General features: G+C 33.9%; 29 protein-coding genes. 8 read left to right on the top strand and 21 right to left on the bottom strand.

The features are described from left to right. Nucleotides 1-63: 63 nt before the first annotated feature. On the top strand, nt 64-3,432 hold the full coding sequence (locus tag CGEO_RS01250; protein ID WP_075539867.1) for a DUF748 domain-containing protein: 3,369 nt from the start codon (nt 64-66) through the stop codon (nt 3,430-3,432). A 1,011-nt stretch (nt 3,433-4,443) separates the two neighbouring features. Here CGEO_RS01250 and bcp read toward each other — a convergent pair. The 3 genes from bcp to CGEO_RS10265 are packed head-to-tail and all read right to left on the bottom strand — an operon-like array spanning nt 4,444 to nt 5,324. Beyond that, complete coding sequence (gene bcp, locus CGEO_RS01245) at nt 4,444-4,992, bottom strand: thioredoxin-dependent thiol peroxidase (RefSeq protein ID WP_075539868.1); 549 nt, start codon at nt 4,990-4,992, stop codon at nt 4,444-4,446. Nucleotides 4,993-4,995: 3 nt separating this feature from the next. Further along, on the bottom strand, nt 4,996-5,196 hold the full coding sequence (locus CGEO_RS01240) for a tautomerase family protein (RefSeq protein ID WP_075493778.1): 201 nt from the start codon (nt 5,194-5,196) through the stop codon (nt 4,996-4,998). Continuing rightward, a complete protein-coding gene (locus CGEO_RS10265) occupies nt 5,196-5,324 on the bottom strand; it encodes a hypothetical protein (RefSeq protein WP_277995639.1) in 129 nt (42 codons plus the stop codon). Before CGEO_RS10265 ends, CGEO_RS01240 begins: the two co-directional genes overlap by 1 nt. A gap of 166 nt (nt 5,325-5,490) precedes the next feature. On the opposite strand from CGEO_RS10265, the gene CGEO_RS01235 reads away from it, so the two are divergent. From CGEO_RS01235 to hisIE, 3 genes are read left to right on the top strand one after another with little or no spacing between them, the layout of a single operon-like run. Continuing rightward, entirely contained in the window at nt 5,491-6,417 is a 927-nt protein-coding gene (locus tag CGEO_RS01235; protein WP_075539869.1) for a branched-chain amino acid transaminase, read from the top strand. An 8-nt stretch (nt 6,418-6,425) separates the two neighbouring features. Beyond that, the gene (locus tag CGEO_RS01230) at nt 6,426-7,532 is read left to right on the top strand and encodes a prohibitin family protein (RefSeq protein WP_075493782.1); all 1,107 of its coding nucleotides are present in this window, start codon (nt 6,426-6,428) and stop codon (nt 7,530-7,532) included. Between the two features lie 23 nt (nt 7,533-7,555). After that, nucleotides 7,556-8,323 (top strand): bifunctional phosphoribosyl-AMP cyclohydrolase/phosphoribosyl-ATP diphosphatase HisIE, encoded by a 768-nt coding sequence (hisIE, locus tag CGEO_RS01225; RefSeq protein WP_075493993.1) that lies wholly within the window; start codon nt 7,556-7,558, stop codon nt 8,321-8,323. An 82-nt stretch (nt 8,324-8,405) separates the two neighbouring features. Here the strand turns inward: hisIE and CGEO_RS10260 are convergent, their stop codons facing one another. Then, nucleotides 8,406-8,537: a hypothetical protein gene (locus tag CGEO_RS10260; protein WP_277995641.1), complete on the bottom strand. Its 132-nt coding sequence runs from the start codon at nt 8,535-8,537 to the stop codon at nt 8,406-8,408. 982 nt (nt 8,538-9,519) lie between these two features. Between CGEO_RS10260 and CGEO_RS01220 the strand changes: the two genes are divergently transcribed. After that, nucleotides 9,520-10,140: a hypothetical protein gene (locus tag CGEO_RS01220; RefSeq protein WP_075539870.1), complete on the top strand. Its 621-nt coding sequence runs from the start codon at nt 9,520-9,522 to the stop codon at nt 10,138-10,140. Beyond that, nucleotides 10,137-11,750, top strand: a complete 1,614-nt coding sequence (locus CGEO_RS01215) for a hypothetical protein (RefSeq protein WP_075539871.1) — start codon at nt 10,137-10,139, stop codon at nt 11,748-11,750. The genes CGEO_RS01220 and CGEO_RS01215 overlap by 4 nt, the downstream gene beginning before the upstream one ends. A 28-nt stretch (nt 11,751-11,778) precedes the next feature. Here CGEO_RS01215 and CGEO_RS01210 read toward each other — a convergent pair whose 3' ends face one another. Genes CGEO_RS01210 through dapB form a run of 3 tightly spaced genes read right to left on the bottom strand, consistent with a single transcriptional unit; the run spans nt 11,779 to nt 14,281 of the window. Further along, nucleotides 11,779-12,168: a hypothetical protein gene (locus CGEO_RS01210; RefSeq protein WP_075539872.1), complete on the bottom strand. Its 390-nt coding sequence runs from the start codon at nt 12,166-12,168 to the stop codon at nt 11,779-11,781. Between the two features lie 9 nt (nt 12,169-12,177). Then, nucleotides 12,178-13,518 carry an amidophosphoribosyltransferase gene (gene purF, locus CGEO_RS01205; RefSeq protein ID WP_075493995.1) on the bottom strand — a complete coding sequence of 447 codons (1,341 nt, stop codon included), beginning with the start codon at nt 13,516-13,518 and terminating at the stop codon, nt 12,178-12,180. A gap of 1 nt (nt 13,519) precedes the next feature. Beyond that, entirely contained in the window at nt 13,520-14,281 is a 762-nt protein-coding gene (dapB, locus tag CGEO_RS01200) for a 4-hydroxy-tetrahydrodipicolinate reductase (RefSeq protein WP_075493790.1), read from the bottom strand. 334 nt (nt 14,282-14,615) lie between these two features. Here dapB and CGEO_RS01195 point away from each other — a divergent pair, with 334 nt between their 5' ends. Together CGEO_RS01195 and CGEO_RS01190 are read left to right on the top strand one after the other, a co-directional pair. After that, entirely contained in the window at nt 14,616-15,422 is an 807-nt protein-coding gene (locus CGEO_RS01195; protein ID WP_075493792.1) for a transporter substrate-binding domain-containing protein, read from the top strand. Between the two features lie 51 nt (nt 15,423-15,473). Next, nucleotides 15,474-16,253 (top strand): substrate-binding periplasmic protein, encoded by a 780-nt coding sequence (locus tag CGEO_RS01190; RefSeq protein WP_075539873.1) that lies wholly within the window; start codon nt 15,474-15,476, stop codon nt 16,251-16,253. A gap of 407 nt (nt 16,254-16,660) precedes the next feature. On the opposite strand, the gene trxB is transcribed toward CGEO_RS01190, so the two are convergent. The 14 genes from trxB to CGEO_RS01120 form a co-directional block, all read right to left on the bottom strand. Then, on the bottom strand, nt 16,661-17,599 hold the full coding sequence (gene trxB, locus CGEO_RS01185; protein WP_075493796.1) for a thioredoxin-disulfide reductase: 939 nt from the start codon (nt 17,597-17,599) through the stop codon (nt 16,661-16,663). A gap of 94 nt (nt 17,600-17,693) precedes the next feature. Beyond that, nucleotides 17,694-18,008 carry a thioredoxin gene (gene trxA, locus CGEO_RS01180; RefSeq protein WP_075493798.1) on the bottom strand — a complete coding sequence of 105 codons (315 nt, stop codon included), beginning with the start codon at nt 18,006-18,008 and terminating at the stop codon, nt 17,694-17,696. A gap of 65 nt (nt 18,009-18,073) precedes the next feature. Beyond that, on the bottom strand, nt 18,074-18,412 hold the full coding sequence (locus CGEO_RS01175; RefSeq protein ID WP_075531335.1) for a YraN family protein: 339 nt from the start codon (nt 18,410-18,412) through the stop codon (nt 18,074-18,076). 1 nt (nt 18,413) lies between these two features. Then, nucleotides 18,414-19,679, bottom strand: a complete 1,266-nt coding sequence (locus CGEO_RS01170) for a homoserine dehydrogenase (RefSeq protein WP_075493802.1) — start codon at nt 19,677-19,679, stop codon at nt 18,414-18,416. Nucleotides 19,680-19,693: 14 nt separating this feature from the next. Beyond that, complete coding sequence (locus CGEO_RS01165) at nt 19,694-20,905, bottom strand: LL-diaminopimelate aminotransferase (RefSeq protein WP_075493804.1); 1,212 nt, start codon at nt 20,903-20,905, stop codon at nt 19,694-19,696. 12 nt (nt 20,906-20,917) lie between these two features. Continuing rightward, nucleotides 20,918-21,673, bottom strand: coding sequence for a hypothetical protein (locus CGEO_RS01160; protein ID WP_075493806.1), 756 nt, complete (start codon nt 21,671-21,673; stop codon nt 20,918-20,920). Further along, nucleotides 21,667-22,608: a helix-turn-helix domain-containing protein gene (locus CGEO_RS01155; RefSeq protein ID WP_075539874.1), complete on the bottom strand. Its 942-nt coding sequence runs from the start codon at nt 22,606-22,608 to the stop codon at nt 21,667-21,669. Before CGEO_RS01155 ends, CGEO_RS01160 begins: the two co-directional genes overlap by 7 nt. Next, on the bottom strand, nt 22,601-23,281 hold the full coding sequence (rlmB, locus tag CGEO_RS01150; protein WP_075539875.1) for a 23S rRNA (guanosine(2251)-2'-O)-methyltransferase RlmB: 681 nt from the start codon (nt 23,279-23,281) through the stop codon (nt 22,601-22,603). Before rlmB ends, CGEO_RS01155 begins: the two co-directional genes overlap by 8 nt. A 36-nt stretch (nt 23,282-23,317) precedes the next feature. Then, nucleotides 23,318-24,130, bottom strand: a complete 813-nt coding sequence (gene rsmI / locus CGEO_RS01145) for a 16S rRNA (cytidine(1402)-2'-O)-methyltransferase (protein WP_075539876.1) — start codon at nt 24,128-24,130, stop codon at nt 23,318-23,320. A gap of 3 nt (nt 24,131-24,133) precedes the next feature. Further along, nucleotides 24,134-24,334 carry a 50S ribosomal protein L31 gene (rpmE, locus tag CGEO_RS01140; RefSeq protein ID WP_075493814.1) on the bottom strand — a complete coding sequence of 67 codons (201 nt, stop codon included), beginning with the start codon at nt 24,332-24,334 and terminating at the stop codon, nt 24,134-24,136. 80 nt (nt 24,335-24,414) lie between these two features. Continuing rightward, complete coding sequence (locus CGEO_RS01135; RefSeq protein WP_075531332.1) at nt 24,415-25,071, bottom strand: 16S rRNA (uracil(1498)-N(3))-methyltransferase; 657 nt, start codon at nt 25,069-25,071, stop codon at nt 24,415-24,417. After that, on the bottom strand, nt 25,071-25,460 hold the full coding sequence (locus CGEO_RS01130) for a hypothetical protein (RefSeq protein ID WP_075493818.1): 390 nt from the start codon (nt 25,458-25,460) through the stop codon (nt 25,071-25,073). The genes CGEO_RS01135 and CGEO_RS01130 overlap by 1 nt, the downstream gene beginning before the upstream one ends. A 51-nt stretch (nt 25,461-25,511) precedes the next feature. Further along, nucleotides 25,512-26,093, bottom strand: a complete 582-nt coding sequence (locus CGEO_RS01125) for a 6-pyruvoyl trahydropterin synthase family protein (protein ID WP_075493819.1) — start codon at nt 26,091-26,093, stop codon at nt 25,512-25,514. Nucleotides 26,094-26,102: 9 nt separating this feature from the next. Beyond that, entirely contained in the window at nt 26,103-26,849 is a 747-nt protein-coding gene (locus CGEO_RS01120) for a 7-carboxy-7-deazaguanine synthase QueE (RefSeq protein WP_075539877.1), read from the bottom strand. Nucleotides 26,850-26,857: the final 8 nt, after the last annotated feature.

Below are 26,857 nucleotides of genomic sequence, written 5' to 3'. Positions count from 1 at the left end.
TTTAGACCTTATAATAATTTTGTTATAATTATAGGCAACTCAAATAAATATACGAGAAAGACGATGAAAAAGTTCATAAATTTTTTACGCACAAAGCGCGGGCTGTATGTTAGCATCCCTTTTACACTTTTGATTTTATACACCTTGTTTGGCTTTTTTGGTGTGCCATTTACAATCCAAACAATCGTTCCGTATTTTTTAAAAGATAAGGCAATTTTAAGCGTTGAAAGTGCTAAATTTAACCCTTTTACATATGAACTAAATTTAACAAAAGTTGATTTAACCACGCAAAAACCGCTATTTCAAGCCGAACAAATCGATACAAAAATAAATTTTCAAGAGATTTTTACTCTAGCTTTAAGCGTTGAGGTTTTAAGATTTAAAAATCCTAAAATCAACATCGAAAAAGAGCGAAACGCCACTTATAATTTCGATGTATTTTTATCTCAAAACAGCGAACCTAAGAATGAAAGTAATAAAACAAGCCTTTTTAACTTTAAACTAAACCATCTTAAAATTCAAAACGGAATTCTCTCATATAAAGACTACTCTTTGTTTGAGCCGTTTGATATCGAATTTGACGATATCGACTATGAGATAAGCGGGATAAACTTATCAAAAAATTCCATCGGAAAACACACTCTTGGCGCAACTTCTAAAACGATTCAAAATGTCAAATACAACGGCAAAATCGACATAAATCCATTTAAAATTTATGGCACAATCGATGTTGAAAAGCTAAAAATAAACCCATTTTGGCTCTCGTTTTTAGATGAGCAAAAAATTATTATAAACAATGGCTTTATAAACTCAAAAATAAATTATTTTTTAACAGTAGAAAATGGCTTAAAACTTGGCTTAAAAGAGTCAAATTTAGAGATTTTTGATCTTGATATTTTAGAAAATAACAACACAATTTTAGTTAAAAGCTTAAGCATACCATCGATAAATTTTAAATCCGATATCGCCAAAGAAAAAAGAAGCTCACTTTTGCTTAAAGAGATTAAACTTAGCTCGTTAAAATACGCAGATATGGCAGAATTAGGCGAGTTTAAAGCAAGCGATATAAGCTTTGATTTACTCTCAAATAACGGTTCTAAAACAGATACAAAAATAGATAAAATAGCTTTAAATTCTCTTATTTTTAAAGATAAAAATTTAACTTCAAAACTAGAAAATTTTAGCATTTCAAAGATAAAAAGTAGTGGCGAATTTAGCGATTTGTTAGCTATAAATTCAAGTTTTAACGAAGCAAATGCAACCGATTTAAATATCACAAGCGCAGATTTTAACCTAAATTTAGCTCAAATTTTAGCACTGAATGCAAACTCAACTTTTAAAAATGGCAATTTCGCTTTAGAAATTCCATCTTTGAGTTTAGATAAAACTGGGCTAAACTACGCTTTTAAAGATTATATAAATTTATCAAATTTAAGCATTGATGATATTAAATTTGATATGGATAAAAACTCTAGCGTTTTAAATCTAAACAAAGCAACTTTTGCTAAAACTACCATTTTATCGAACAAAAAAGAGTTTGCTGGATTTGAAAGTTTTGCTATAAATGAGTTTGAATTTGACCTTTTAAACCAAAATTTAAATATTAAAAGCTTAGCTCTCTCTTCGCCAAATTTCAGTTCATCAGTTGGCAAAAATGGGCTTAGTAGCATAAATGAACTTTCTGTTTTAAAAGCTTTTTCTTCTACTAAAAGCGCGCAAAAACAAGAGACAAAAAGTGGTTTTAATTTTAGCATTTCAAACTCTTCTGTGAGAAATGCCACTCTTAAACTTAAAGATATCTTTGATATAAAACCAATCGAGCATAATATCGATAAAATCGACATTTTTGCTAAAAATTTAAGTTCGGATTTTAACTCTACTTTTGATATAAACGCAAGCATAAACTCAACTCCATTTAGCTTAAAAACAGCAGGGAAAATCGCCATTGAGCCTTTAAATGTCAATCTAAATTTAGAACTCTTATCTAAAAATTTAAGCTATTTTACCCCTTATCTTGAGCAGTTTTTAAAAGCTTCGATTAAAAGTGGCGAGTTAGACTTAAATGCCAAATTTAACCTTGATAAAAAAATGGCGCTAGATGGCAAAATTTCTCTTAAAAATTTTGAAATTCAAGATAAAGAAAAGTCAAAATTTTTTGCCATAAAGTCCCTAGATATCGCACAAGCTAAGCTAAGCGAGTCTAGCTTAGAACTTTCTAAAATCGATATAAACTCGCCTTTTATCAAGCTTTTAGTTCAAAAAGATAAGAAATTTAATATTTTAGAGCTAATAAAAGAAAACAATAGTCCAAAAACCACGTCTAAATCCGACTCAAATTTTGATATATCACTCTTTGACATTAGTGTAAATGACGCTAGCATGGACTTTGCAGACTTTAGCCTTTTTATACCATTTGATACTAAAATCACAAAACTAAATTCTAAAATCGATGAAATTTCACAAAAAAAACCATCAAAAATCACTCTTAGCGGAGTTGTTGGAAATGAAGGTTTAAGCCAAATTGATATCATAACCTTGCCATTTTCTTATAAAGATAAAACAAATTTTTCTATGATTTTTAAAGATGTTGCACTGGCTGATGCAACCCCATATAGCGCTAAATTCATAGGTTATGAGATAGAAGATGGAAGGTTGAATTTAAAACTTAACTACACCATAGAAAACTCAAAACTAAAAGCAAGCAACGAGATAAATTTAGATAAATTTAGCCTTGGAAAAAAAGTCGAAAGCAAAGAAGCGGTTAACTTGCCCATCTCGCTTGCGATATCAATTTTAAAAGATCAAAATGGGCAAATTAATATAAATTTACCCATTTCTGGGGATTTAAACGATCCTGAGTTTAGCTATGGAGGCATTATCTGGGGAGCTGTGACTAAACTTTTTTCAGATATCGTTCTTTCGCCATTTAGACTTATCGGCAACGTTTTAGGCATTGATGCTGGCGAGCTTAGTGGGATTGATTTTAACGTAGCAAGTAGTAAAATGCTAGATTCAGAGAACAAAAAGATAGAAAACCTTACCAAAATCACAAAAGAAAAACCAGATATCAAAATCACGCTAACGCCAACATACAACGAAAAAGCCGACACTTTTGCCTTTAAAAAACGCTCGTTTGATGAGGCGGTTTCGTTTTTGATGAGTTCAAAACTACTTTCGTATAAAAACGCCGTAAAAAGCCTTCAAACTAGCTTTTCTTTAAAAGATGGCGATGACTTAGAAAAACGACTGATAGAGGCGCAACCTTTTGATAAAGCAAAACTTGAAGAGCTAGCAAAACAAAGGGCAAAAAATTTGCAAGAAAGCCTTTTAGAACTTGGGGTAAATCCCGCTCAAATCGTAATCAAAAGCGTAAAACAAACAGATAGCAAGCAAGATAGTTTCGTGCCAGTTTTACTTGGAGTTGAAAACTAAAATAGAGCTAAATTTGATTGTTTTATAAAAATATATCGAAATGGCGCTAAGTTTAATTTAAATATTATTTTCGCCTTGCAAATTTGTAGTTTTTGGGCTGATTTTAGCGTGATTTTTAATCTTTTTGTTTTAAAAATCTTTACAAAAATGAGTTATTTTGTGGTTTTTAATCCTGCTTTTCGCGCACTAAAAAAGTTATTTTATATTTTTGTGATGCGTTTGCGAAAAATTACACCTGTAAATAAATTATAGATATTTTTAAGTTCTAAAAAAGCCAAATTTGATAAAAATTATATAAGTCTTGCAGATACTTTGCGTTATTTTAAATAAAATTATTTTGCGCTCATCACTAATGCTGCAATCCTTGCTTATGCCCATGCAAAATAATACTTTTAAACCACTCATATAGATACTTTGCGCCTTATTTGCAAAGTCATAGCTGGTTTTAAAAGGTATCTTTTTTGTATCTTTAGTCTTTTTGCGAAATAAAATAAGCGTTGATAAAAGTAAAATATGGTTTTCTTAACTGAGCTTTTTATCCTTTATTTTAAAATAAAATTATTTTGCACTCATCGCCACAAACTAGAATCAAAATGTTAAATTTACTAAATTTAATCTTGTAAAAATTTAATTTTCTTTTTTTATAGAGCATTTTTAAAGCAAGTCATTTAATGTGTTTATAAATTTTATTTTTTCTAAATTACGCCAAATCTTAATGAATTCTAAATTTTATAAGCTATAAATTTTAACCAAACAGTCACAAAAGCACAAAATTCGCTAGTTTTTTGATTTTAAATTTGAAGTTTTACACATAAATTTATAACGCGTAACTTTTCATTTCAAAGTGATTTTAAGTATTATGTTAGACATTTCTTTATGAGCTACTGCGATATTTACTCTTTTATGCGACTGCTCGTTTTACACGCCACCACAAAAGCGTAGTGGCGATTTTTCTTGAAAATATCTAAATTTAGCCAAGTTTAAAACTTAATCTAACGATTAAATTTAGTCTTATTTAACCAAATCAGCTAAAACTTTTGCTGCGTGATCTTTGGCTTTAACGCTTTTATATACTTTTAAAATCACTCCAGATTTATCTATCACAAAAGTTGTTCTAACTATGCCAAGATACTCTCTGCCGTAGTTTTTACGCACTTGCCAAACGCCATAAGCTTTGCAAACTTCACGCGTTTCATCACTTAAAAGCATATGTTTAAGATCATGTTTTTGGGTAAAATTTGCGTGAGATTTCGCACTATCTGGGCTAATACCAACGATAACAGTATCATTTGCTATAAACTCATCATAATTTTGACTAAACTCGCAAGCCTCAGTCGTGCAACCTGGTGTGTTGTCCTTTGGATAAAAGTATAAAACTACATTTTTTCCAACAAAATCTTTTAAGCTAACACTCACACCATCGCTGTTTTCTAGGCTAAACTCTGGCGCTTTATCTCCTGCTTTTAGCGTAACTTTTCGCTCTAAATCTTCGGCGCTAAACTCACTATCTTTAATCTGCGTTTTTCTCTCACTGCTACAACTTTTTTTCGCACAAGCCATAATTTATCCTTTTTTCCTAATTTCAGCAACACTCTCACCACCAAAGTAAAAGCCCTCAGCTGGTACTTCTTCAAAGCAAACAACAGTTCTTTGCGGAACTTTTCCTAAATTTTTAACCATTATATCGGTTATCTCTTTTGCTATTTTATCTTGAAGTTTTGTATCTGGCATCGGACTTGTGAGTTTTATATTTATAAATGGCATTAGCATTCTTCCTTTTTAACTTCTATTATAGGGCAAGTTCCACCATCTTTACCCATGTCAAAAACCGACTCTTGCGAGTTGGTAACAGCCGTATTTGTTTGCCCATCTTTTAGCGAACAACCTAACATAAAAATGCCTAAAAAGGCGATTAAAATAGCTTTTATCTTATATCTCCTTTGAAATTTGGCGCTATTATATCCACTTTTAAAGAATTTATAACAAAATCATAATATATTAACCTAAATTTAGGTAAAATGTATTTTAAAAATTTATAAAATTTAGAAAGGCAAAATTATGGCTAAAGTTAATGAATCTAAGCTTATCTGGATGGATGGCAAGCTTATCCCTTGGGAAGATGCAACAGTTCACGTTTTAACTCACTCTTTGCACTATGGAAACGCAGTTTTTGAGGGCGTTCGAGCATATCAAACACCAAAAGGTCCAGCTATTTTTAGACTTAAAGAGCATACAAAAAGGCTGATGAACTCAGCAAAATCATGTCTAATCAACATCCCTTTTACTCAAGAAGAGCTAGAACGTGCTCAAATCGAAGTTATAAAAGCAAACGAATTTACTCAAACAGTATATATAAGACCACTTGTCTTTTTAGGATACGGCTCTATGGGCGTTTCACACAAAGGCTCTCCGACTCAAGTTGCTATTGTCGCTTGGCAATGGGGAGCTTATATGGGCGATGAAGCGCTTAGAAAAGGCATAAAAGTTAAAATCAGTTCATGGATGAAACCAGCTCCGTTTTCTATGATGGCAAAAGCTAAAGCAAGCGCAAACTACTTTAACTCTCAAATGGCAAATTTTGAAGCATTAGACGCTGGATATGATGAAGCGTTGCTGCTTGATCCTCAAGGTTTTGTTGCCGAGGGAAGTGGGGAGTGCTTCTTTATCGTAAAAGATGGCGTAATCATCACTCCTCCAAATGATACAAGCTTAGAGTCTATAACCCAACAAACAGTTATCGAAATAGCTAAAGATTTAGGTTACACAGTTCTTAGACAACGTATTACAAGAGATGAAGTTTATACAGCTGACGAGGCGTTTTTTACAGGAACTGCGGCTGAAGTAACACCGATTAGCAATATCGATGGCAGAATCATCGGTAAAGGCGAAAGAGGCGATGTCGCTGGTGCTTTACAAGCGGCGTATTTTGATGTAGTTATGGGTAAAAACCCTAAATTTGAACACTATTTAACATATGTGAAATAAGGAGATATATGCCAGCAGATTTAAACGATTATTTTAATAAAAAAAGAGGCGATAACGGCGGAGATAACAACCGTGGTGGCGGTGGTGGAAACAACAAACCAAATTTTGACTTTAAAATGCCAGAATTTAAAGGCTTTGGTAAATTCTCAACCGTTTTTTACACAGCCATTGTCATTATAGCTATCTTGTTTTTAGCAAAGCCATTTGTTGTTATCAAATCCGGTGAAGTCGGTATCAAAGCAAGCGTTGGTAAGTATGATATAAACCCACTACAGCCAGGCGTTCACTTCTTTATACCAGGCATTCAAGAAGTTTTTATTGTTGATACTAGAGTGCGTATTATAAACTACACTTCAGGCGAAGATAGAGGCGAGTCTACAAATGCGATTGGTTCGGGTATCATACGTAAAAACTCAATTTCAGTTTTAGATGCTAGAAACTTGCCAGTGAGTATCGATATCACAGTTCAATACCGCTTAAACCAAAACACAGCGCCAAATACCATAGCAAATTGGGGCTTTAGCTGGGAAAACAAAATCATAGATCCAGTGGTTCGTGATGTTGTTAGAAGTGTAACTGGTAAATACACAGCAGAGGACTTGCCAACAAGACGAAATGAAATCGCAGAGCTAATCGATAGCGGCATAAGAACAAACATCGAGTCTTTGCCAAGCACACCTGTTGATTTACTCGCTGTGCAACTTCGTGAGATAATACTTCCTGATAAAATCAAAGAGCAAATCGAGCGTGTTCAAATCGCAAAGCAAGAAGCAGAGCGAACAAAATACGAAGTCGAAAGAGCAAATCAAGAAGCACTTAAAAAAGCTGCCCTTGCAGAAGGAACTGCAAAAGCAGTTATAATCGAAGCTCAAGGACGAGCAGACGCAGTAAAAGTCGAAGCAGACGCAGCAGCTTATGCTAACAAAGAGATAGCAAAAAGCTTAGATAACAATATTTTAAGCTTAAAACAGATTGAAACTCAGGCTAAATTTAATGATGCACTTCGCGAAAACAAAGACGCGAAAATCTTCTTAACTCCTGGTGGAGCAGTGCCAAATATCTGGGTTGATACAAAAGACAAACCAAAACAAAGTGCGATTAACGGCACTAATTAAGGCAAAATGTGAAAAGTAGTGATATAAAAGTTGATTGGCAAAAGGTTGGCGGTCTACTTCCAGTAATCGTGCAAGAAATGGCTTCAAATGAGGTTTTAATGCTAGCTTACATGAATGAAGAAGCACTAAATTTAACCCTAGAAAGCGGTTTTGCTCACTACTTTTCACGCACCAAAAATCGAATCTGGAAAAAAGGCGAAGAGAGCGGAAATACTCAAATTTTAAAATCAGCCTTTTTAGATTGCGATAATGATACGCTTTTAATAAAAGTTGAGCAAATCGGCGGCGTAGCGTGTCATACTGGTGAAAAATCTTGCTTTTTTAAAGAGCTAAATTTAACTAAATTTGATGAAAATTTAACTACAAATTTAGCTAAAACTCACGCTGGCGCAAACACCAAAAAGCTAAAATATAGCGTAATCGATGAGCTTTATCACATTATATGCGAGCGAAAACTAGAGAATAATCCTGAAAAATCCTATGTCGCAAGGCTTTTATCTCGTGGGGATAATGGAGTTTTAAAAAAGATTTGCGAAGAGGCTGGCGAGCTTGTTTTAGCGCTTAAAGACTTAGATAGAGCCGAAAAATATGCAAATTTAAAGCAAGAAAGCTTTGGCGAACACAGAGTTGGCGAACCAAAATACGATGTGATTTATGAAGCGTCTGATTTAGTTTTTCATATGCTTGTCGCACTTGCCAAACACAACATCCATCCAGATCAAATTCACTCTGAACTTGCACGCCGAAACGGTATATCAGGGCTTGATGAGAAAAACTCACGCAAAAAATAAAAAAGGTTAACGTCACGACAAGTGCTAAATTTGACGCACTTTGCCAACTGCATAAAAATAATGCTTTAAGGCTTGCTAAATGCTATATGGTTATTTCAACTATCGCTATTTTGGCTATGTTTACTTGTTTTATTGTGCCTATTTTATATATTTCTTTTAGTGGTAGTGAAAGTTCAGCAGATATATTTGCGGCTTTTATGACAGTTGTTGCCATAACCTTCCCGTTAGTATTTTTAATACTCTCTTTTTTTATTATTACCTTGGCGCTAAATTTATGAGTTTTCACACTCGCGATATAGATATGTATAAATGCAACTTAAAATACATTATATTTTAAATTATATATATCGTTAGGTTTTATCTTTGAAATATTTTTTTCCGCATCAAACAAAGCTATACCTTTCTTTAATGTGATTTTGTTTATGCTTTTGTGCGTGGTGTATTACTTTTTTGCACGTTTTAGTCTTTTGCTAGGCAAATTTTGTTCTAATAAGATATTTTTTATCACATCTTTACTTTTAGGCATATTGTCGTTGGTTGCTGAATTTATAATAGAATTTTTTATTTGGATAAGTGCTAATTACTTTGCTATTGCGATATTATGGATACTATTTGGTTGCATGACTAAGGATTAAGCCTAAAGATGAGTAAATTTATCAAATTAGAAGATTAAAATACGAGCTTTAAATATGAATTTAAATAAATTTAACTCACTTTATGAATTAAATCAAAATAAAAATATGCTAAAACTAAGCAAAAAGCGCGTTGTATTCGTTAATATCACATTTCACTTTTTCTTATAGAAGCATATATTGTCTTTACCTGTGAAGCGATAGTTGATTTATTCACTTTAAACCCATATAGCGCTAATTTGCAAAATTTTTATTCTTTCTGCTATTTTATTTATTGTATTTATATATAAAGCGGGCAAAGCTTATAAACATTTATTTTAAAAATTTAGATATGTATAATTACGATAAAAATATATCATTTTTACTTGTGTGGCATATCTTTTCTTGCTTTTTAAAACTACATCGCGCAATTTATTTTACTTAATGTAAATTAAATTAATAATTTCATTGAAACAAGTTATATTAAAAAAATAATATTTAGATTTCAGATTTTAAATTTGTTATTTAAGTAAATTTAGCATATCATTATGTTTTTATTTTTCTTAATCTAAAAGAGGATTTTACATGAGCGATGTATATTCGTACGACCGCACCCAAGCACTTAAAGAAAGCAAAAAATATCTTGCATTTTATTTATTCACAATGTTAGCAGTGTTATTATATATTGTAATAATCGGTAAATTTGGTGGTAACAATGTTGTTTATATTTCAATAATACTTCTTATTATACCAGCAATTATGATTGTGACTTTTCTATACGATACAAACAAATTTATCAGTTACTACGCGCGTGATGAAAAAATGTATCGTTATAACTTAAATACGTTTAAATTTATATTTATTGGGTTTATTGTTCTTTTGATTGCTGGTTTTTTACCTCGTCATATATCTGAGCTTGTTCTTATTATTGCTTTAGTTTTAGGAATCATGCTGCTGTTTGTTGCTTGTGTTTATTTTATACTTTTTCACATAAGACTTTGGAAATTTACAAACAAAAGTATTTTTATCATTCATCCTATTTTTTTCATTGCAACATCATTATTTGATGATGCTTTGATGAAATTTTATCCGCTCATTTCTATCTCATTTATTGTATACATCATATACATTATTACTTGGTTTAAGATAAATGTGCCAGAAACAACCCAAAATAAACTAGTCACAGAACAAAAGGAAATCTTATGAATAAAAATGATGGTGCATCGTATCTATTTCAGCGTTCAGATTCGCTTAAACACAGCAAACAATTTATATCGGCTGCTATATTTTTCTTTATTTTACTATTTTTATGCGCTTTTATGGAGGAATTTGCTAAAAACTTAGACGCACAACTCATAAAATACGGCAAAATCGCTACCCAAATTTTGCCTTTTTTTATCTTTTTTATGATTTACAAAGCCGGTAAATTTATCAGTTACCACGCGCGCGATGATGCGATGCTTAGGGCAAATCAAAGCTATTTTACCTTTAGCATACTCTCGCTTTTTATCTATCTTGTCATGGTTTTTTTGCCTGAATTTATATCAGTTTCTGATGATATAAATTTGATTTTTCTAGGCTCGATTTTTTTATTTGAATTAATCGCTTTTATTTGTGCTTTTCGTTTTAACGCGAAGTTAAGCCGTTTTAGCGGACACAACATTTTTATTATCACTTTTGTATTTTTAGCAATTTATTGGCTTATGATAGCACTTTATGCTATCTTTTTTGTTTATTTTGCGTTGTTTCAACCTTTTTTACCAAAAACAGCGCTTCCTATCAGCAGCGAAGATTTTATGCTTGTGCTAGGTGGCATTTGCGTTTTGCTATTTGTTATGATAATTGCATATTTTATATCGTGGCTAAGAATCAATGATGGCAAAAAAGAGCTATCAAACAAAAACTCTGTACAAAGCAAAAACGCGCAACTTTTTCCAAACAAAAAGCCGGTTGTAAAAGAAACCGAAAATGTTATAAAAAAACCAGTGCTAAATTTAAACACAAACTTAGACAAATCGACGTCTTTAAATTTAAAAACAAATCCCACTATGCCAAATCAAACGATAAGTAAAGCTTTGAACTTTGATAAAAAAGAAATCAAAAAACCTAAAGTCAAAAAAAGTATAAATTTAACAAATTTCACTTCCAAATTTGGCAATTTTTTTAGTAAAAATAGTGCCACTTCATTTGACGCTAGCAAATATCCAAAAGCTCTTTTACAAAGCAAGTCTTGTATCAAAAAAGTGTTGATTTGCTTTGCTTTGATATTTGTTATCGCCCTTGCTGCTGGCTTTTTAAATGACAACGCACTTAAAATCATACTCGCACTAACTATGGTTTTTATAGGAATCATTGCGATTTATCTAACGTATCAAGCTTCTAAATTCATAAGCTATCACGCGCAAGATGAGGATATGTATCGTTTTAACAAAAACTACTATATGTTTCTTGTGCTATCTGCTGTTTTAATCATCGCAACACATCCAGCTACAAAGCTTTCACCACTGCTTGGGCTTTTTCTTGCGATTTTTTCGCTTGTGTGTGGAGTTAGCGCTTTTGTTTATTATATACGTTTTAACTGGGAATTATCTGAGTTTACAAAAAATAAAATTTTTATCATTTTCGCAGTGATTTTCGCTATCACTTCAACGCTTTCTGACATAGCAAAAATGCTTGCCATAGCCTCTCTTATAAGCACAACCAACCTACTTTGGCTTGTAGTGATTGCAAGCGGGGTTTATTATATAATCTCGTGGTTAAAGATAAGTGAAATAAAAGTTGATGAAAAAGAGGTAAAAACGCTATTTGGAAAATGAGTTTTACAAGGCTTTTTGCCTTGTAAAATCAACATTCTAGCTTTAACTCGCCAACGCTTATGCCACGCTCTGTTTTTTCTACTACAAACGGCTCGTTAAATCGCACTATTTTAGCAATCGGATATGAACTTGCTTTGTTATAAATTCTGCCATGTCTGTGCGTAAGAATTCGCTCATCTAACAAATCCTCATCAAGCACATCAGCGCTTATAACGCCAAATATCTGGCTATTAACCGAGTAAACAAAGCCTTGCGTATCTTTAAAATCACAAAGGCTAACTTCAAATTTAGCAAATTTACTTCCACTTTCAAGCTCGCAAATTTGCTCAAATTTAGCATCTTCAACTCGCTTGAAATCCGCATATCCTAGCACATAAGACAAATCTCCTATGTAGTAATCCCCAGCTTCTAAAGTCATATCGCGCCTTTAATCTATGAAGTAATTTCCATCAAAGCTTACAAGCGAGTATTTTCGCTCATCTCCAAGACTATGCGTTAGCTCATCTACGCTTAAAAACTCTAAGCTATCTGCTCCGATGTATTCTCGCACCTCTTCGCAGCTTTTGTTTGCGCTGATTAGCTCTGCAACGGTTGGTGTATCTATTCCGTAAAGATCGGGATATTTTATCTCTGGAGCTGCTATTCGCATGTGAATTTCTTTAGCTCCTGCTTGTCTAAGCAAAGCTACGATTTTTTTAGATGTCGTTCCACGCACGATACTATCATCAATCACAACGATTTTTTTACCATCTAAAACGCTACTCATAGGGTTTAGCTTTAATTTTACTTTTAAATCTCTCATCTCTTGCGTTGGCTCTATAAAAGTCCGCCCTACATAGTGGTTGCGAACTATCGCCATCTCAAAAGGAATTCCGCTTTGTCTTGCATAACCAAGTGCGGCTGGAACGCCACTATCAGGCACTGGCACGACAAAATCAGCTTCGATTTTGCTCTTTTTCGCTAGCGTTTTTCCAAGTTCAACCCTTGTTGTATAGACATTTTTACCTTCTACTATGCTATCTGGACGCGCGAAATAAATATACTCAAACGCGCAAATTCGCGGATCTTGCTCTTTAAAAAGTTGCACACTTTTAAACTCTTTACAACCCTCTTCAAAGATTATCATCTCGCCTGGTGCTACATCTCTTAAAAAACTAGCGCCAACTAAGTCAAAAGCACATGTTTCGCTAGCTATGATATATCCGCCATCTGGTAAAACACCAATACTAAGTGGTCTGACACCGTATCTATCACGCAAAGCAAAGATTTTTGAACGACTCATTATAAGCAAGCAGTAAGCTCCAACTATCTGGCTAACTGCCTCAACGATTCGTTCTTGCAAATGCTCTTTTTTACTGCGCGCGATAAGATGAAGGATGTTTTCTGTGTCCATATTTGACTGAAATATCGCACCCTCATCGATAAGGCGCTCTCTAACTTCGTTTTTATTAACCAAATTTCCATTATGAACGATTGCGATTTCGCCTAAAGCGTAGTTTGCAGTAACTGGTTGAGCGTCCCTAACAGAGTCATTTCCAGCGGTGCTGTAACGATTGTGTCCGATAGCCATATCGCCTTTTAAATTTATAATGTCCTCTTTGCTAAAAACATCAGTAACCAAACCTTGTTTTTTCAAAGTTGTGATATGATGGTTGTTACTAACGCTAATTCCACTTGCTTCTTGTCCACGATGTTGCATCGAAAACAGCCCGTAATACGCAGTTTTTGATGCCTCTTTTGAATTTATAACTCCTACTACAGCGCACATTTTAAAGCCCTAAACAATCATTTATAGAATAAAGCGCAGGTTTTTGTCCTACTACCCAAACAGCAGCTTTTATAGCGCCATTTGCAAAGGTTGCTCTGCTTGTTGCGGTGTGATTTAGCTCGATAAACTCGCCATCGTTATAAAAGCCGACCGTATGACGACCAACGATATCGCCACCTCGCAAAGACATCACGGCGATTTCATCTTTGCTTCTAGCTCCTATCATACCATCTCGTCCACTTACTCGAACTTTGTTTATATCAAGTTCGCGCGCTTTTGCTACGCTTGTTGCTAACGTAAGTGCTGTGCCACTTGGTGCGTCTTTTTTGTGTCTGTGGTGCATCTCGCAAATTTCAATATCAAAATCACGAAGCGCCTTTGAAGCAAGCGCGGCAAGTGAGTTTAAAACAGCAACGCCAAGACTCATGTTTGTAGCATATAGTATAGGCATTGATTTTGCGCACTCATTTAGTAATTTCTCGCCCATTTCTCCTAGTCCAGTCGTTCCCATAACGATTGGCTTTGGATGAGCCTTAGCAAACTCAAGAAGCGTTATCGCACCATTGGCGATAGTAAAATCAACAACCACATCGCAGTTTTTAAACAACTCATCAAGACTGTCTGTGACTACGCATTCTGGCGTGAAATCTAACGGTTCGATAGTATAAATCACACTCGCTTTTGCTACTTGGCTTATTTTTAAGCACTCGTATATCATCTTGCCCATTTTACCGCTTCCGCCGTGAATTCCGATATTTATCATTTTTGCCCCTTGAAATTTCAGAAATTTTAGTAAAGAGTATAACAAAATTTAGATAATAAGGTGGTTAAATTTAACTTTTATATTTTGCAGTTAAAAACTAGTAGCTATTTTATAATGCGATAAAATATTTTATCTCGTTTTAAAACAACAAATTTAGATTGTATTTTTATAACTCCACATTAATATCGAAATCAGAAAAGTTTAATTATATCTTAAAGTAAAATCAATAAAAAATAAGTTTAGTTAATTTTAAATAAAACTTTTATAAATTTATTTGCGAATTTATAGTAAAATAAGTTTATAGTAAAAAATTATTAAAAAAGGAAGGGGAAATATGAATAAAATATTTCTAGTTTGTGCGTTATTTCTAACATTTTCATTTGCAAATACGCTTGATGATATTAGAAAAGCAGGCGTTGTAAGAATCGGAGTGGCAACTGGTTGGGCGCCTTTTAGTAAACAAAATGAAGATGGAAGCTTTGAAGGTTTTGAGATATTGTTTGCTAAAGAGCTAGCAAATTCTATATTTGAAGGTAGTTCTGGGAAGGTTGAGTTTGTCGGCATGTCTGTTGCTCAAAGAATTGGCGCGTTAGAGCAAAACAAAGTTGATATGGTTATATGGGGATTTACTATGACGCCGGAAAGACGAGCGGTTATAGACTTTAGCACACCATATTTTTCTATGAATTTAGCTGTTTTAACAAAAAAAGGCGATAAAGTTACAAACCTTAGCGATATACGAGATAAAAAAATAGCAGCTGTTAAAGGTGGCGTTCCTGAGGAGTATTTTAGCAACAAAGGATATAACATGGTATCTTGTGCGGCAGAAAAAGACTGCTACAGAATGCTAAAAGAAGGCAAAGTCGATGCTTACGCCGATGATAACTTGATAGTATTTATCTATCCACTTATCGATGAAGAAGTTGAAGTTAATATCAAAAGTGTCGGTTCGACATATTTCTTTGGTATAGGCGTTCAAAAAGGCAACGATAGTTTGAGAAAATTTCTTGATCAAAACCTAATCAGACTAAGCAAAGATGGATTTTTCAAAAAAGCATATGCTGAAACTTTTGAACCATTTTACAAGGGTACAGTTGATAGAAAATATTTCTTGCTTGATGATTTATATAGCTTTTTATAACAAGAATTTAGCTTTAAGATAGATCAAAATTTAACTTTTAAGGAGGTTATGATGAATAAAATTTTTAAGATATTTGCACTTAGTGTCTTTCTTCTTTCGAGTGCTTGGGCAAAAGTTTATACCGTAGGAATCGATTACTATCCACCTATAAATTATACAGATGATAAAGGCAATCCTACTGGTTATGAGATAGAACTTTTAGAGGCTTTATCTAAAGAGATTGGCTTTAAATACAAAATAGAGAGCATGAAATTTTCTGAACTACCAGCAGCGATAGTTAGCGGTAAGGTTGATTTTGCGATAGCTTTTATAACTATCACCGATAGCAGAAAAGCTTGGCTTGACTTTACAGAGCCGTATTTTGATGCAAAGATGATAGCTTATAAACGAACTGATGATAAAAGTATCACAAAAATGTCAAACTTATCAGGCAAGACAATCGCAGTTGTAACAGATAGTAGCACCGCTGTAAATATAGCAAAATCTATCCCAGATGCTAATATCTTAATCACACATAACAATCTTGCTCGCGCCGTTGAAGCTCTTAAAACCAAAAAAGCCGATGCACTTATAATCGAATCAGTCCACACGCCAGCAGTTATTTATAACAAATATCTTGGTCATAAGCAAAAAGATATTTCCATCATGGAAAAGTATAAAAATATAGAACTTAAAAAAATCGAAAGTTTTGATGATGATGGCGAAGCTATAGCCTTTAAAAAAGGCGAAAATGAAGAGTTAAGAAAGAAGATGAGTGAAGCTATAGCTAAATTTAAAGCCGATGGCACACTTCAAAGACTTGCTTTTAAATATATAGTCGTAGGACACTAAGATTTATGGTGCGAGAAAATCGCACCCACTTTTATGTTAATCTTTGCTTTTAATATAGTTGTTTACTTATCATATAATAAATTCGCTTGGCTTGTTTGATAAATTTAAAACACAATCAAAAAATCTACTAAATTTTACTTAAAAATTAGCAAACACATTTACCTGATTTTGTTTATATTTTTAAACCTTTTGATGATATAACAACTCAAATTTAATCATTAAAACAAAAGGCAAGAAAACTCTTTTTAAAAAAGGTTAAAATCGCACACTATTAAATTTACAAAAAATTCAAAAGATGTAAAAATAAAGATAACTAATCAAACAAAAGATAAAATAGATTTTTAAAAAATGGTAAAATAAAAAAACTTAAGGCTAAATTTAACTAAACTTAGCCTTATTTGTTAATTTTAGTGATTTGCTTCTATATAGCTTATTACAGAAAGTGCTGCAACTGCACCATCAGCAGCTGCTGATACTACTTGTTTTGGAGCATCGATTCTTATATCGCCAGCAGCAAAAAGTCCTGGCACGCTTGTTTGCATTTTTAAATTTACAACTATTTGCCCAGCTTCATTTACATCGCATATAAATTTACCAGCCTCATCTTTTATAACGCTATTTCTAACATTTAGCCCTACAAAAGTAAAAATTCCAGGCACTTTTAAGTCTCTTGTGCTTCCATCTTTAAATTTAACTATCACGCCATTTACGCCTGATTTATCACCATAAACCTCATCGACTACAGCGTTAAGCAAAAACTCTATTTTTTCATTTTTTCTAGCTTTTTCAAGAGTTATCGGAGCTGCACGAAAGCCCTCGCGTCTGTGAATCAGATAAACTTTTGAGCAGATGTTTGCAAGGTATTGCGCCTCTTCGATAGCTGTATCGCCACCGCCAAGAACTGCTACTTCTTTATTTTTATAAAAAAATCCATCGCAAGTTGCACATGTACTAACACCACGCCCAAAAAACTCATCTTCTCCCTTAAATCCAGCTCTTTTTGGCTCCGAACCGGTACAGACGATGACTGCTTTTGCGATTTGTGTTTTGCCATCATCTAAATGTATAGTAAAAGTCTTGTCGCTGTTTTGGCTTACTCTTTGGACAAATGCCATCTCGTGTTTTAAACCAAATCTAAAACATTGCTCTTGCCATGGCGCCATAAAACTCATGCCATCAAGCACGGTTGCAACGCCTGGGTAGTTTTCCATCTCTGAGCTTGATGTGATTTGTCCGCCTGGCATTCCTTGCTCAAACATCACAACATCTTTTAGTCCGCCTCTTGTCGCATAAAGTCCAGCCGCAAGTCCAGCAGGTCCACCGCCGATAATAGCTAAATTTAACATATTTATCTCCTATAATTTTATTATGAAGAAAATTTTACAAAAAATTAAATTAATAATAAAATTTTGTTTAGAGCCTAAATTTAGGCTCTAAATTTTATAAAAGTGATTTGATTTTTTCGCTAATAATCTGCTTTGATTGCGCACCAACAAGCTGATCTTTTAACTCACCATCTTTAAAAAATAATAGAGTAGGTATAGATCTTACGCCATACTCAACAGCTAAATCTTGCTCTTCATCTGTGTTTACCTTGCAAATTTTAGCTTTTCCATCAAAATCAGCCGCCAACTCATCTATAACTGGTGCAAGCATTCTGCACGGTCCGCACCAAGGCGCCCAAAAGTCGACAAGTGCGACACCCTCTTTTGCAACATCAAAATTTGCTGATGAAAGCTCAATATATTTTCCCATATTTTCTCCTTAAAATTTTTCTTAAATTATACATTATTCTTTATTAATTAAATATCAATATAAATTCAAGCAGTAACGTTTCCTATAAATTTGGTAGATTTTTTATCTATCGTTATAACATCTACTTGAAAATCCGCTTCCAAACCCTCTTTTAAAAGGTAGAAATTTACCGTTTTTAAAATCTTTTCTAATTTTTTTGGAGTAACTCTGTAAACAGCTTCATACTCCGCATTTGTCGCTTTTACCTCGATAAAATGCAAAATTTCATCTTTTTTAGCGATGATATCGATCTCGCCAAATTTAGAGTGGAAATTTCGCCTAATTACCTCAAAGCCGTTTTTCTTTAGATATTCACAAGCCTTATCTTCACTTTTAAAGCCAAAAAGATACTCTTTTAGCCCCAACTTAGCCCTCAATCCTAATCATAAATGGTCGCTCTTTCACATACGGCTCATTTTGCAAAAGCCCCATAACTCGCTTAACATCGCTTTCTAAACTAATATGAGTTGTAAAAAATAGCGTCGTATACTCATCGCTACTTTGGCGTGGCTTTTGTAAAAAACTATCGATTGATAGGTGGTTTTCACTCATTAAATTTGTGATTTTAGCTAAAACTCCAACTCTATCTTCAACTCTAAGTCTTAGATAATATTTAGTTTTTATCTCATTTATAGGGAGCAATTCTAACTCTTCGAGCTTAGAAGTTGGCTGATAGCCTAGCATTGGGTTTTTGTTACCTCTTGCGATATCGATTAAGTCTGCTATAACCGAACTTGCGGTCGCTTCTCCACCAGCTCCAGGTCCATAATACATACTCTCGCCAACTGCATCTCCATAAACGCTTATGCCATTCATTACACCATTTACTTTTGCGATGATATTATCTTTTGGGATTAGGGCTGGATGGACTCTAAGCTCGACTTTGCCATCTGTTTTTTTAGCTATGGCTAAAAGTTTTATAACATAGTCAAAATCAAGCGCGAAAAATATATCCTCTGATGAGACGTTTTTGATACCTTTTATCAGTATATCTTCAGGCTTTCCACGAACGCCATATGCAATGCTGCCTAAAATAAGCAGTTTGTGTGCTGCATCAAACCCGCCTATATCGAAGGTCGGATCAGCTTCAGCGTATCCTAGTTCTTGAGCTTTTTTAAGGACATCTTCAAATTTAGAACTATTTTTCATCATATTTGTTAAGATGTAGTTGCTCGTGCCATTTAATATACCAATAATTTTTTTTATATGGTTTGCGCTTAGTCCTTCGCGAAGCGATTTTATGATTGGAATTCCACCAGCCACGCTTGCTTCATAGCCAAATGGCGTATCGCTGGCTAAATTTTGCAAGTCATATCTATGGTAAGCAAGCATAGCTTTGTTGGCCGTAACGACTGCTTTTTTCTTCTTTAAAATTTGGCTAACTACGCGGTAAGGCTCTTCAACTCCACCCATAAGCTCGATATAAACATCTATATCATCTCTTGCTATAACGCTATTTATATCGTCTGTTAAAGGTATATCGCAATCTCTTTTTTTGTTTAAATCCTTAACCACGCCCACGACTGGATTTATCTTCATACCGGCGCGAGCCGAAATAATATCTTGGTTTCTTTTTAATATATTTGCAACAGAACTTCCAACCGTTCCAACCCCTAAAATAGCTACATTCATATAATTTTTAACTCCTAGCTCTTTATCTCTTTGAGATATTTTTTGATATTTCTTGCTGCTTGGCGAATGCGGTTTTCATTTTCAATCAGCGCAATTCTTACATAGTCATTTCCAGCAGAGCCAAAGCCAACTCCTGGACTAACCGCAACGCACGCTTGCGTTAAAAGCTGTTTTGAAAATTCTAAGCTACCTAAATGAAGCGCTGGCTCTGGAATTTTAGCCCAAACAAACATCGACGCATCTGGTCTTTGAATACTCCAACCAGCCCCATCAAATGCTTCAAGCAAGACTTCTCTTCTTTTTCTATAAATCGCTCTAGTCTCACTTATGCACTCTTGTGGTCCATCAAGCGCTACGGTTGCTGCTACTTGAATCGGCGTAAACATACCATAATCAAACCATGATTTTATCTTTTTGAGCGCTCCAACTAACTTTTTGTTTCCACAAACAAAACCAACCCTCCAGCCAGCCATATTATAAGTTTTTGAAAGCGTATATGTCTCAACCGCTACATCTTTTGCGCCCTCAACTTCAAAAATCGATGGAGTCTCATACCCATCAAATGCAAGTTCAGCATAAGCGATATCGCTGATGATATAAAAACGCTCTTTTTTTGCCAAAGCTACTAATCTTTCGTAAAAGCTTTTTTCTACTGTAACTGTTGTTGGGTTGTGAGGGAAATTTACCACTACATATTTTGGTCTTGGGATACTCTCTTTAAATGCTGTTTCTAAATCTTGAAAGAATTTTTCCTCATCTAACTTTAACTCTTGGCTATATGGAAGTGGCATTTTAACGACATTTCCGCCAGCTATGATAAATGCTTGAGTGTGAATCGGATACGCAGGATCTGGCACAACGGCGACATCGCCTGGGTTTATAATAGCTGTTGTAAGATGAACAAAACCCTCTTTGCTTCCCATAGTTGCGACTACTTCGGTTTCTGGGTCTAGCTCTACGCCATACTTTCTTTTATACCAATTACAACACGCAACGCGGAGTTTATAAATTCCTTGAGATACGCTATATCCATGCGTTTTATCCTTTTGCGCACTTTCGCAAAGTTTATCAACGATGTGTTGTGGCGTTCTGCCATCAGGATTTCCCATAGAAAAATCGATAATATCTTCGCCATTTCGTCTAGCTGCCATTTTTATGGCATTTACTTCTGCAAAGACATAGTTTGGTAATCTTTCAATTCTGTTAAAACGAATTTCATCAAACATTAAAAACTCCTCTTATTGTAGGTTAAATTTAAGCCCTTTTTGTATGTTTTCTAAGCTGCTACCATCATCGACTTGTATGTAGTGTGCATTTTCTGGTAGTTCAAAATTTATAGATTTTTGTGGGCTGTCTTGCACCAACGAGTCAATTAAATTTAAGTTTTTATCAAAAATTTTCACACTTGGGTGCCACGTATCGCCCTCTTGAACTTCTATAGATACAGTTTTTTTGCCATTTACATTTATAAAATATGGCTTGGTTGGCTTTTTATACTCGCTTCCAAAAGCGGTCGCATATATGCTTGCTTTGGATAAATCTAAAAAGTAAGTAAAAGAACCGGCTCCTTTTTTAACATCATTTATAAAAATATTACTCTTTTTAAGCTCTTTATAAATTTCGCCAGGGTTTGGGATTCTATCTAGATTCACAACTATCGAGTAAGAAGAGTTTTCATCGTTTACAAAATTTAGGTTTTGATAGTCGCCATATCTTAAATTTGATATCATATTTTCTATGCTTTTAAGAAGCAAAACTCCATTTGCGTTTGAGTTGAAATTTAACACTGTTTTTGTTTTTTTATCGACTAAAAGCTGTAATTTTCCGTTATCTTGCAAACTTTTGGTTATTTTTGATATATCAGGATTTGAATTTTCATCGACCATATCATCTACGACCAAACCAGCTCCGCCTAAATTTACAAGCACTTGCTCTGGTGTAGCAGCAAAAACAAATCCAGTAAATAATAGTATAAAAAGTGCCTTTTTTACCAAGCTTTTCCCTTATTTAGTTTTAAAAACTCATCATAGCTAATCTGCGAGATTTTACCATCTTTTATATAAAGCCTTGTTGGATTTTTGTCTTTAAACTGCTCGTTTTTATCTCCACTATCCAGCTTGAAAAACCCATGTCCTGTTAAAACCAACTGCTCTTTTTCTAAGTCTATATCATACTTTTTAGTTGTAATCATAGTAGTTTTTTTGCCAGTTTTTACATCAATTATCCCTATCCACATCTTTTCGCTTGGAATTATACTAGCTGCTGTTTGCTCACCACTTTTTTCATCATCTAAATTTAGTTGTTTTGTTGCATTTTCATCATCTTGTAAAGTTGAGTTTGTCTCTAACATAATAGTTTTTTCTAAGACATTAGGCTCTGTTTTGTTCTCATCTTTTGTTGTTATGTTTGCATTTAGATGTGAGGCATTTTCTAATGGAATCGTAACGCCAACATTTTCAAGTTTGTTTTCTACTTTTTCAACTATAGTTGCGTTTGTGTACGAAATACTGCTGTTTTGCTCGCCTACTGTTGATAGAAATTTTGCTGTTAAATCATAAAGCTTAAAGTAATAAACCGCCCATGCCAAAATTATCAAAATCACAAACCAAAGCAAAAAGCTTGGAGCTTTTTTATGATCTTTTATAACTATCTCATTTTGTGTAACAGAATTTGCAAACACTTTTCCATCATCGCTACTGTTTTCGCCACGAAACGCGTTGTATTCATCAAGCCACTCTTGCAAGTTTAACCCATACTCACGCTCTATTATCTTTATAAAGCCTTTTGCATTTTTCCCGACGAGTTTTTCATAATTTTTATCTAAAATGTACTCTATATATTCAGTTTCGATATGTGTAGCTTTTGAAACTTCTCTTACGCCTATCTCTTCAATCCTTTTTAAAGGATTTTTTATGACATTTTCATCCATTTACTATCCTATCGCAAATTATCGCAAACGCAGCGCTTACATTTAAAGAATCCCAACTATTTTTCATCTTTATCCCAACGCACTCATCGCACTTTTCATAGGCTTTTTTAGGCATTCCATCGCCCTCACTACCCATTACAAGAGCAACTTTTGGTTTAAATTTAAACCCACTCAAATTTTTACCACTACTTGCTGTGCCATAAACTGAAAAACCAACTTGTTTTAACTCGTTTAACAGACTTAGTCCATCTTCGACCATACAAATAGGTATTTCATAAGCAGCGCCACTGCTAGTGCGAATTATACCCTCCATTGCTAAACTCTTAGCTACAACGATAACTCCACTCGCACCTAAAGCATGAGCTGTTCTTACGATAGCACCGATGTTTCCAACATCACTAAGACCATACAGGATAACTATAAAATTCTCTTTTTTTAGCTCATTTAAATCGCCAAAAACAAACGGCTCAACCTCGGCTAAAAAGCCTTGATGATTTCCACCTCTTGCTAAAGCTTGTGCTTTTTTGGTATCTGGCCTTTCGATTTTGACGCCAAGCTTTGCAATTTTGCTAAAAAGTGGTTTTTCGCACTCTTTTGCAAGGTAAATTTTTATAATTTTCTCTTTATGCTTCTCTAATAGATGTAAAAATAGTTGTTTTCCATAGATAATCATTATGCAATGATAGCAAAAAAGTTCTTAAATTTTGTCTTATTTTGTTAGTTTTTTGTATATCTCTTTAGAATTTTCGCCAGTTAGCTTTGAAAGTAGTTTGGCTTTTTGTTTTGGAGGAATTTCAAGCTCTTCGATATCTTTTAAATTTATGCGCTCTACTGTAGAATTTGGGGATTTTTGCACGACAACACTCCACTCGCCATTTAAATTTTCATCTTTTAAAATTTTAACTAAATTTAGTGAGGTTTCAAAAAATTTCTTTTCAAATTTCTTACTTGCCTCTTTTATGAGAAAAAGTTTTCTGTTTTCATCAAGTTTAACGATATCTTCAACTAAGCTTAAAATGCGTTTTGGCGACTCATATATGACAGTTGGATATGGTGAATTTAGCGCATTTTGTATCGCTATCGCTCGCTCTTTACCTAAATTTGGTAAAAATGCCAAAAAAGTAAACTCTTTTTCCACAAGCCCACTTGCGGCAACTGCAAGTAAAAGCGCGTTTGCCCCACTTATGACTTCATACTCTATGCCATTTTCTTGAGCAAATTTAACTAGCCCAACACCAGGATCGCTAATACAAGGCATTCCAGCATCGCTCATATAAACACATTTTTTAGAAAAAATTTCTATATCGATGTTTTTTAAAAAACTCTCTTCATTGTGTGAGTGTAGCGAGTAAAAAATTTTATCTTTTATTTCTAAGTTATATCTAGTTTTTAGTAAATTTATAAGAGATTTTGTTACGCGAGTATCTTCGCAAAAGACAATCTCGCAGCTTGAGATAATCTCCAAAGAGTGCTGCGAGATGTCTGATAAATTTCCTATGGGAGTAGGAACAAAGTAAAGCAAGGCTTATTTTATGCCGTATTTTTTCTTAAACTTCTCAACACGACCAGCTGAGTCAACTATCTTTTCACTGCCTGTGAAAAACGGATGGCACTCTGAACAGATATCAACTCTGATTTCAGCTTTGTTTGATTTAGTCTTAAAAGTGTTTCCACATGCGCATGTTGCAGTTGCGTCAACATACTCTGGATGAATATCTTTTTTCATGATTTTTCCTTTTTTGGATATTAGTTTTTGAATTTTAAAGCGAAAGTTGATTATACTAAAAAAAACTTAAAAAATCAAATTTATAAAAGCATTTTTGAAGCGATTGCGACTATAGCGCTGTTTGAACGAAGTATATAAGGCGAGTTTAAACCATATGATTTGTTAAAAAGCTCTCTTTCTTCTTGGCTAAAACCACCCTCTGGACCGATGAAAAAAATCTCATCTAAAGTTGCATTTGCTAAATTTTTCCCACCAAAATCTATAAGAGAAATTTGGCTAAATTTATCAAAAAACTCTTTGCTATCTTTTAAAACTTCGATTTGTAAAAGCGAATTTCGCCCGCATTGTTGCGATGAAGCGATTAAAATCCGTTCAAATCTATCCAAATCAAGCTTTATGTTTTTTTGCGAAAAATCACAATACACAAAAATTAACTTAAAAACGCCCATTTCATTGAGCATTGGCAAGGTTTTTTCTATAACACTTGACTCAACTACCGCCCATGCTAAGCTTAGTTTATGCTCTATTTCTGCGACGCTATTTTTAAAAATAAGCTCTAAATTTGCACTCTTTCGTCCGATTTCTCGTATCTCATAGATGTAGTTAAATCCATCTTTTAAATTTCGCACATCGATTCGCTCGCTAAGTTTTGCACGCCTTGCTTTTAGGTGGTTAAACTGCTCGTTTTCTACCACGATTTGCTCATCGCCAGCCATTTTTGAGTATAAAAATGTCATTACACAAAACTCGCAACTAAAATAAGAGCTAAATTTATACCTATCAAAACTCTAATTTTCTTTTTATACTCTGGAATTTCTTGTCTAAAATAGGCTCTTTTTAGTTTTTTATATCCCATAGCGCCTATTCCTATCATCGCTATAAAGGCAATTATCATAATAATCACGCTATAACTTAACTCAAATTTTAAAACTGGCAAAATAACAGCTCCAGTTATCAAAACAGCAGCTAAACAAGCATAATAAAGTGGCAAAAGTAGGCGAATGCGCTTAACATAACCCATACCACTTCCAACTTGAGAAAGCACCAGATGAAGCACGCTCAAGCCAAAAACAACCCAAACAAAAAATTTATGAAGCGACAAACTCATCTCATAAAGCTCTTGCATGAACGCTCCTTATTTTGCTCTTAAATTTAGCTTTTTTTATTTTAACCATCTCTAGCAATCCCTTGGATAGCTAAATTTAACGCCATTTTTAATTTTTTGAAAGAACTCTTTATCATCCCAGTCGCACATAACTTCATCGCTAAATTTAATATCATTTAAATTTATAATTCCCATCTGCTCATTATAGGCATCATCTCTAAAACACTGCGCGTATCCTGTGGCTGTTTCGTGAACGATAATGCTGTGAAGTTTGACTTCGCGTTCGCCATTTTGCATATTAATCAAACTTAAAAGCTTATCGATAATGACAAAAAAGACTCTGCAAAACTGCTCAGCACTTGGGTTATATGGGATTTCAACCCATCTTGATGAGTGCTTTTTTATATCATTTTTATACTCATCACTATCGCCTAAAAACAGAGTTGTAGCATGGTCAAAACTATCGATGATACTCTTTATGCCAAGCTTCATCAAACCAAAGTCATAAACCATGCCTGCATTATCTAAAAAATTTGAACTAAGCAATACTTCGCATTTATAAGAATGCCCGTGAATGCTTGTTCTGCAACGCTTTGAGCTACAATCTCGCACTATATGTGCATTTTCAAAATCATAAATTTTTCTTATTATCATAAAATTACCTTATATACCATCTTTATCATCAAAAATTCTTATATGAAGCCTGTCTGTGTAGTTATAGCCATTTTTTAGACAAAACTCAAATGTAAATTTAGCGTTTTTTTCTAACTCTTTTTTATTTTTTCCCAAAGGCATACAAAAAACTTCATTTGGTGCGGCTTGAGTAATCTCTAAAATCTCACTTTGAAGGTTAAATTCAGAGCTGATTACAAATTTATAAAAGCTATCTTTAGCATTTTCTTTTATCAAATTTAATGCTTTAAAATTTAGTCTTTTTTCGCGCTTTTCGCCACTATTTGACAGTTTTGGACTGATACAAAAAACGCACTTTTTATACTCGTTAAATCTGGCAAAATCAACCTCAACGCTTCCATTTGTTTCGAAATGCACTTCAAAACCACGCGCTAAAACTTCGCTTATAAAAGCGTAAAAAATCTCATCTTTATGGTGCAAAAGCGGTTCACCACCAGTTATAACTATGATTGGTTTTGCATTTTGTAAATCTAGCTCTTCAAATTTACTTAAAAGCGCCTCTTTTGAAGTGATATTTTCATACTCAAAATGGCTTGTATAAACCGCTCTAATCGTATCACAACCTGTTAAAACTTCACCTGTTTTTAGTGAGTTTAGTTTCACACCAAATCCAGCGCATCTTAAGTTACACCCAGCAAACCTGAAAAAAATCGCATTTTTTCCCGCAAACTTACCCTCGCCTTGAATGCTGTGAAAAAACTCAACTAGCTTTAACAAATTTTAGC

Origin of the sequence: Campylobacter geochelonis (assembly GCF_013201685.1) — a bacterium.
Taxonomy (GTDB): Bacteria; Campylobacterota; Campylobacteria; order Campylobacterales; family Campylobacteraceae; genus Campylobacter_B; species Campylobacter_B geochelonis.
Note: the sequence above shows the minus strand (reverse complement) of the source record. Positions and strands in the feature narration are given on the sequence as shown.

What these genes read in the sequence shown, in the direction of transcription:
- CGEO_RS01250 (WP_075539867.1), top strand. Translation starts at nt 64, where the DNA reads ATGAAAAAGTTCATAAATTTTTTACGCACAAAGCGCGGGCTGTATGTT.
- bcp (WP_075539868.1), bottom strand. Translation starts at nt 4,992, where the DNA reads ATGGCTTGTGCGAAAAAAAGTTGTAGCAGTGAGAGAAAAACGCAGATT.
- CGEO_RS01240 (WP_075493778.1), bottom strand. Translation starts at nt 5,196, where the DNA reads ATGCCATTTATAAATATAAAACTCACAAGTCCGATGCCAGATACAAAA.
- CGEO_RS10265 (WP_277995639.1), bottom strand. Translation starts at nt 5,324, where the DNA reads ATGTTAGGTTGTTCGCTAAAAGATGGGCAAACAAATACGGCTGTTACC.
- CGEO_RS01235 (WP_075539869.1), top strand. Translation starts at nt 5,491, where the DNA reads ATGGCTAAAGTTAATGAATCTAAGCTTATCTGGATGGATGGCAAGCTT.
- CGEO_RS01230 (WP_075493782.1), top strand. Translation starts at nt 6,426, where the DNA reads ATGCCAGCAGATTTAAACGATTATTTTAATAAAAAAAGAGGCGATAAC.
- CGEO_RS10260 (WP_277995641.1), bottom strand. Translation starts at nt 8,537, where the DNA reads ATGGCAACAACTGTCATAAAAGCCGCAAATATATCTGCTGAACTTTCA.
- CGEO_RS01220 (WP_075539870.1), top strand. Translation starts at nt 9,520, where the DNA reads ATGAGCGATGTATATTCGTACGACCGCACCCAAGCACTTAAAGAAAGC.
- CGEO_RS01215 (WP_075539871.1), top strand. Translation starts at nt 10,137, where the DNA reads ATGAATAAAAATGATGGTGCATCGTATCTATTTCAGCGTTCAGATTCG.
- CGEO_RS01210 (WP_075539872.1), bottom strand. Translation starts at nt 12,168, where the DNA reads ATGACTTTAGAAGCTGGGGATTACTACATAGGAGATTTGTCTTATGTG.
- purF (WP_075493995.1), bottom strand. Translation starts at nt 13,518, where the DNA reads ATGTGCGCTGTAGTAGGAGTTATAAATTCAAAAGAGGCATCAAAAACT.
- dapB (WP_075493790.1), bottom strand. Translation starts at nt 14,281, where the DNA reads ATGATAAATATCGGAATTCACGGCGGAAGCGGTAAAATGGGCAAGATG.
- CGEO_RS01195 (WP_075493792.1), top strand. Translation starts at nt 14,616, where the DNA reads ATGAATAAAATATTTCTAGTTTGTGCGTTATTTCTAACATTTTCATTT.
- CGEO_RS01190 (WP_075539873.1), top strand. Translation starts at nt 15,474, where the DNA reads ATGAATAAAATTTTTAAGATATTTGCACTTAGTGTCTTTCTTCTTTCG.
- trxB (WP_075493796.1), bottom strand. Translation starts at nt 17,599, where the DNA reads ATGTTAAATTTAGCTATTATCGGCGGTGGACCTGCTGGACTTGCGGCT.
- trxA (WP_075493798.1), bottom strand. Translation starts at nt 18,008, where the DNA reads ATGGGAAAATATATTGAGCTTTCATCAGCAAATTTTGATGTTGCAAAA.
- CGEO_RS01170 (WP_075493802.1), bottom strand. Translation starts at nt 19,679, where the DNA reads ATGAATGTAGCTATTTTAGGGGTTGGAACGGTTGGAAGTTCTGTTGCA.
- CGEO_RS01165 (WP_075493804.1), bottom strand. Translation starts at nt 20,905, where the DNA reads ATGTTTGATGAAATTCGTTTTAACAGAATTGAAAGATTACCAAACTAT.
- CGEO_RS01155 (WP_075539874.1), bottom strand. Translation starts at nt 22,608, where the DNA reads ATGGATGAAAATGTCATAAAAAATCCTTTAAAAAGGATTGAAGAGATA.
- rlmB (WP_075539875.1), bottom strand. Translation starts at nt 23,281, where the DNA reads ATGATTATCTATGGAAAACAACTATTTTTACATCTATTAGAGAAGCAT.
- rpmE (WP_075493814.1), bottom strand. Translation starts at nt 24,334, where the DNA reads ATGAAAAAAGATATTCATCCAGAGTATGTTGACGCAACTGCAACATGC.
- CGEO_RS01135 (WP_075531332.1), bottom strand. Translation starts at nt 25,071, where the DNA reads ATGACATTTTTATACTCAAAAATGGCTGGCGATGAGCAAATCGTGGTA.
- CGEO_RS01130 (WP_075493818.1), bottom strand. Translation starts at nt 25,460, where the DNA reads ATGCAAGAGCTTTATGAGATGAGTTTGTCGCTTCATAAATTTTTTGTT.
- CGEO_RS01125 (WP_075493819.1), bottom strand. Translation starts at nt 26,093, where the DNA reads ATGATAATAAGAAAAATTTATGATTTTGAAAATGCACATATAGTGCGA.